Source organism: Klebsiella sp. C283, from assembly GCF_048822555.1.
GTDB lineage: Bacteria > Pseudomonadota > Gammaproteobacteria > Enterobacterales > Enterobacteriaceae > Klebsiella > Klebsiella quasipneumoniae.
The window spans coordinates 1-5,046 of record NZ_JBMEZS010000040.1; the positions used below are offsets into that span (position 1 = coordinate 1).

The window sequence follows — 5,046 nt, forward strand, 5'->3', positions numbered from 1 at the left end:
GGCCATCATTGAAGCGCGGCACGACCCCGAGACGGCACGCTCGCTGTTCGCGTTGGCTTCCTATGGTCGGCGCGACCCCGCTTCCCTGGAACAGTTGCGCGCCACCTTCGCAAAGGAAGGCATCCCCCCGGAATTCCTGTCACATTACGTGCCTGATGGACCCTTTGCATGTCTTAGACAGAATGACGGGTTAAGTGACAAATTTTGACGACCAGAACTTTCCGGTGCACACTGTCACATAATCGAACGTATATGTGACAGGTACGACATGCTGATAGGCTACATGCGGGTATCGAAGGCGGACGGCTCCCAGGCTACCGATTTGCAGCGCGACGCGCTGATTGCCGCCGGGGTCGATCCAGTACATCTTTACGAGGACCAGGCATCCGGCATGCGCGAGGATCGGCCCGGCTTGACGAGCTGCCTGAAGGCGTTGCGAACTGGCGACACACTGGTCGTGTGGAAACTGGATCGGCTCGGACGCGACCTGCGACATCTCATCAACACCGTGCACGACCTGACTGGGCGCGGCATCGGCTTGAAGGTATTAACCGGGCACGGCGCGGCCATCGACACCACGACCGCCGCCGGCAAGCTGGTCTTTGGCATCTTCGCCGCCCTGGCCGAGTTCGAGCGCGAGTTGATCGCGGAGCGCACGATTGCCGGCCTAGCCTCGGCCCGCGCGCGCGGGCGGAAAGGCGGCCGGCCGTTCAAGATGACCGCCGCCAAGCTGCGGCTGGCGATGGCGGCAATGGGTCAGCCAGAGACCAAGGTCGGCGACCTGTGCCAGGAACTTGGCGTCACGCGGCAGACCCTGTATCGGCATGTTTCACCCAAGGGTGAGCTACGTCCAGATGGCGAGAAGCTACTCAGCCGAATTTGATGCCGGCATGAGGCAACGTAGCGACAGCGTGGTTTGTCTCAATGGGAAGCGCTCATGATCGATCTTTGAAGGCCCGCAGCAGTCGTGTCACAGACAGGACGAACAAACCGGTCAGCGTGAGGGCTGCGATACCCCAGTACTCTCCGATGAACGCGCCGGCCGTCGTGCCGGCCAGCACAATGGCGAGAATCGGCAAATGGCAGGGACAGGTGAGCACGGCCAGCGCGCCCCACAGGTAGCCGGTGATCGGTTTGTGCGTCTCGGACGGCAAGCGCTCGGGGCTGTTCATGGCAGACTCTCCGCGTGCTGTGCCGGCTCGGTCGGCATGGTGGCCAACTGCACCTCCAGATCGGCCAACGCTTCGCGCCGACGCTCGACGAACTGGCGCAGAACGGCAAGCTGCGCGGCCGCTTCATCGCCGTCCGCAGCATCCAGCGCCCGGCACAGCCGCGCCAGCGCGTCCAGGCCGATGCCCGCCTCGAAGGCCGCCCGCACGAAGCACAGCCGTTGCAAGGCGGCATCATCGAACAGGCCATAGCCGCCCGGGGTGCACGCCACCGGACGCAGCAATCCGCGCAGCAGGTAGTCGCGCACGATATGCACGCTCACCCCGGCATCAAGGGCCAGCCGGGACACGGTGTAGGCGCTCATTGAAAACCTCCTTTTTTTATCCAGCGCAGCAGGAAAGCTGCTTCACGTCCTTGTTGAAGGTCTGCGCCGCAAGCTTCAACCCCTCGACCATTGTCAGGTAGGGGAACAACTGGTCGGCCAGTTCCTGCACCGTCATGCGGTTGCGGATGGCGAGCACCGCCGTCTGGATCAGTTCGCCCGCTTCCGGGGCCACCGCCTGCACGCCGATGAGCCGTCCGCTACCTTCCTCGATGACCAGCTTGATGAAGCCGCGTGTGTCGAAGTTGGCAAGCGCTCGCGGAACGTTGTCGAGTGTCAGCGTGCGACTGTCGGTCTCGATGCCATCGTGGTGCGCTTCCGCCTCGCTGTAGCCCACGGTGGCGACTTGCGGGTCGGTGAACACCACTGCCGGCATCGCGGTCAGATTGAGGGCTGCGTCGCCGCCGGTCATGTTGATCGCGGCACGGGTGCCGGCGGCCGCTGCCACGTAGACGAACTGCGGCTGGTCGGTGCAGTCGCCGGCCGCGTAGATGTTCGGGTTGCTCGTGCGCATGCCTTGGTCGATAACGATGGCCCCTTGCGCATTGACAGTGACCCCCGCCGCGTCCAGCGCGAGGCTGCGCGTATTCGGTGCCCGACCGGTGGCAACCAGCAACTTGTCAGCGCGCAATTCACCGTGTCCGGTGGTCAGCACGAATTCGCCGTTCACATGGGCGACCTGGCTGGCTTGCGTGTGCTCCAGCACCTCGATGCCCTCGGCGCGGAAAGCGGCTGTCACGGCCTCGCCGATGGCCGGGTCTTCCCGGAAGAACAAGGTGCTGCGTGCCAGGATCGTGACCTGGCTGCCGAGCCGGGCAAAGGCTTGCGCCAGTTCCAACGCCACCACCGACGAACCGATCACGGCCAGGCGTGCGGGAATGGTGTCGCTGACAAGCGCTTCGGTGGAAGTCCAGTAGGGTGACTCTTTCAGGCCCGGAATCGGCGGCACGGCCGGACTGGCACCGGTGGCGACCAGGCAGCGGTCGAACGTTACCTCGCGCTCGCCACCCTCGTTCAAACGGACGACCAGGCTCTGGTCGTCCTTGAAACGCGCTTCACCGTGCAAAACGGTGATGGCTGGATTGCCGTCCAGGATGCCTTCGTATTTGGCGTGCCGCAGTTCATCGACACGGGCCTGCTGCTGGGCCAGCAGTTTGCTGCGGTCAATCGCAGGCACAGTTGCCGCAATACCGCCGTCGAACGGACTTTCCCGGCGCAGATGGGCAATATGGGCAGCGCGGATCATGATCTTGGACGGCACACAGCCGATATTGACGCAGGTGCCGCCGATGGTGCCGCGTTCGATCAGCGTGACCGTCGCGCCTTGCTCGACGGCCTTCAGCGCCGCCGCCATCGCGGCCCCGCCGCTGCCAATGATGGCGATATGCAAACCGGCGCCCTCAAGTGCATCACGGATTTTTGGTTCATCTTTGAAATCACCAACCCGGATCGAGCCTTGATAACCCAATGCGGCGATGGCGGCCAGCAGTTGGTTGTGGCTCACGGCGGTGTCTGCCATGACTTGCGCGCGGCTTTCTGGATAGGACACCACAGCGGCATTCACGCCGGGAATCTTTTCCAAAGCATCTTTGACATGGGTGGCGCAGGATGTGCAGGTCATGCCATTCACGGTGATTTCGGTCATTTTTTTACTCCATTGAATTTCGGGGTGCAGCAGGCATCGGCTTGGCGTTTTCGTTGGATGGCGTAGATGGTCAAGCCGATGAAAATCGCCAGCGCAGGCAGCAGCACATAGTCCAGATAGCCGGTCAGCGCGGACAAGCCGACCACACCGAGCAAAATGACCAGAACAGGGGTGAAGCAACACAGCGCCACGAGGGTTGTGCCAATGATGCTGACCCGCAGCAGTGTCTTCGGGTCTTTCATGATCAGTTCTTGACTGATGATGGGTAGCCCGCATCCTCGGTAGCCTTGGTCAGTTTCTGCACGCTGGTCTTGGCATCATCGAAGGTGACCACCGCTTCGCGCGTCTCGAAGGTCACGTCAACTTTACTGACGCCATCGACCTTGGAAATCGCCTTCTTGACAGTGATCGGACAGGCCGAGCAGGTCATGCCCGGTACGGACAGCGTAACGGTCTGGGTGGCGGCCCACACGGGGGCAACAACGGCAGCGAGGGCAAGGGCGGAAAGCAGCTTTTTCATGGTGAACTCCTGTGATCAATAGAAAAATGGCACGACGTAGGGAAATCCGAGCGCGACCAAAACCAGCACGGCCACGCCCCAGAAAATGAGCTTGTAAGTAGCTCGCACTTGGGGAATCGCGCAAACCTCACCCGGTTTGCAGGCGGCTGACGGCCGGTAGATGCGCCGCCAGGCGAAGAACAACGCCACCAGCGCCACGCCGATAAAGATGGGGCGATAGGGTTCCAACACCGTCAAGTTGCCGATCCAAGCGCCGCTGAACCCCAAGGCGATCAGAACCAGCGGCCCGAGGCAGCAAGCCGAGGCGAGGATGGCGGCCAGCCCGCCAGTGAAGAGCGCGCCGCACCCGTTTTGAGGTTCAGACATACGTTTGTCCTTTCGAATCTGAATTGGATAGCTTAAGCTTACTTCCGTAGTTATGTACGGAGTCAAGCGATATGGAAAACAATTTGGAGAACCTGACCATTGGCGTTTTCGCCAGGACGGCCGGGGTCAATGTGGAGACCATCCGGTTCTATCAGCGCAAGGGCTTGCTCCCGGAACCGGACAAGCCTTACGGCAGCATTCGCCGCTATGGCGAGACGGATGTAACGCGGGTGCGCTTCGTGAAATCAGCCCAGCGGTTGGGCTTCAGCCTGGATGAGATCGCCGAGCTGCTGCGGCTGGAGGATGGCACCCATTGCGAGGAAGCCAGCAGCCTGGCCGAGCACAAGCTCAAGGACGTGCGCGAGAGGATGGCTGACCTGGCGCGCATGGAGGCCGTGCTGTCTGATTTGGTGTGCGCCTGCCATGCGCGGAAGGGGAACGTTTCCTGCCCGCTGATTGCGTCACTGCAAGGGAAGAAAGAACCGCGCAGTGCGGACGCGGTGTAGCCCGAGGGAACTACGCCTTAGCGTGCTTTATTTTCCGTTTTCTGAGGCGACTCCAACGTCAGAAAAGACCGTGCGGTCGACTTTTGATATTTCGTGCTGTCGCCTTCTGAAAGTGACATCGGGATCCTCGGCCGACAAGGTGCAACAGCCGACGATGCCGTCGCTGCAACTCGCGACTAGGAGCTCGGATCTCAGGACGAAGGTCTCCGCGAATGTCCGGTCGATCCGCGCGACGTCCCAGGCGGGCGTTCCCTTGGCGGACATCCACGCCGCAGCGTCGTGCATCAGCCGCACAACCTCGTCGATATCACCCGAGCAGGCGACCCGAACGTTCGGAGGCTCCTCGCTGTCCATTCGCTCCCCTGGCGCGGTATGAACCGCCGCCTCATAGTGCAGTTTGATCCTGACGAGCCCAGCATGTCTGCGCCCACCTTCGCGGAACCTGACCAGGGTCCGC

At 62.0% G+C, this 5,046-nt stretch carries 8 protein-coding genes and 2 pseudogenes; 3 read left to right on the forward strand and 7 right to left on the reverse strand.

Annotated elements, in window-relative coordinates; genetic code table 11:
- Window positions 1–208 (forward strand): annotated as a pseudogene (locus ACOI7Z_RS26775) (TniQ family protein); the annotation flags it as partial.
- 60 nt (window positions 209–268) lie between these two features.
- A complete protein-coding gene (locus ACOI7Z_RS26780) occupies window positions 269–883 on the forward strand; it encodes a recombinase family protein (RefSeq protein WP_000904941.1) in 615 nt (204 codons plus the stop codon).
- A gap of 52 nt (window positions 884–935) precedes the next feature.
- Here the strand turns inward: ACOI7Z_RS26780 and merE are convergent, their stop codons facing one another.
- The 6 genes from merE to merT are packed head-to-tail and all read right to left on the reverse strand — an operon-like array spanning window position 936 to window position 4,083.
- Window positions 936–1,172 (reverse strand): broad-spectrum mercury transporter MerE, encoded by a 237-nt coding sequence (merE, locus tag ACOI7Z_RS26785; RefSeq protein ID WP_001087809.1) that lies wholly within the window; start codon window positions 1,170–1,172, stop codon window positions 936–938.
- The gene (merD, locus tag ACOI7Z_RS26790; RefSeq protein ID WP_003465059.1) at window positions 1,169–1,534 is read right to left on the reverse strand and encodes a mercury resistance co-regulator MerD; all 366 of its coding nucleotides are present in this window, start codon (window positions 1,532–1,534) and stop codon (window positions 1,169–1,171) included. Before merD ends, merE begins: the two co-directional genes overlap by 4 nt.
- 16 nt (window positions 1,535–1,550) lie before the next feature.
- A complete protein-coding gene (gene merA / locus ACOI7Z_RS26795) occupies window positions 1,551–3,197 on the reverse strand; it encodes a mercury(II) reductase (protein ID WP_000136268.1) in 1,647 nt (548 codons plus the stop codon).
- Window positions 3,194–3,439 carry a mercury resistance system transport protein MerF gene (merF, locus tag ACOI7Z_RS26800; protein ID WP_000654684.1) on the reverse strand — a complete coding sequence of 82 codons (246 nt, stop codon included), beginning with the start codon at window positions 3,437–3,439 and terminating at the stop codon, window positions 3,194–3,196. Before merF ends, merA begins: the two co-directional genes overlap by 4 nt.
- Window positions 3,440–3,441: 2 nt before the next feature.
- Window positions 3,442–3,717 carry a mercury resistance system periplasmic binding protein MerP gene (gene merP, locus ACOI7Z_RS26805; protein WP_000735441.1) on the reverse strand — a complete coding sequence of 92 codons (276 nt, stop codon included), beginning with the start codon at window positions 3,715–3,717 and terminating at the stop codon, window positions 3,442–3,444.
- Between the two features lie 15 nt (window positions 3,718–3,732).
- Window positions 3,733–4,083: a mercuric ion transporter MerT gene (merT, locus tag ACOI7Z_RS26810; protein ID WP_032454987.1), complete on the reverse strand. Its 351-nt coding sequence runs from the start codon at window positions 4,081–4,083 to the stop codon at window positions 3,733–3,735.
- 71 nt (window positions 4,084–4,154) lie between these two features.
- Between merT and merR the strand changes: the two genes are divergently transcribed.
- The gene (gene merR, locus ACOI7Z_RS26815; protein ID WP_000429838.1) at window positions 4,155–4,589 is read left to right on the forward strand and encodes an Hg(II)-responsive transcriptional regulator; all 435 of its coding nucleotides are present in this window, start codon (window positions 4,155–4,157) and stop codon (window positions 4,587–4,589) included.
- A 117-nt stretch (window positions 4,590–4,706) separates the two neighbouring features.
- Here the strand turns inward: merR and ACOI7Z_RS26820 are convergent.
- Window positions 4,707–4,943: pseudogene (locus ACOI7Z_RS26820) on the reverse strand (GNAT family N-acetyltransferase); the annotation flags it as partial.
- Window positions 4,944–5,046: the final 103 nt, after the last annotated feature.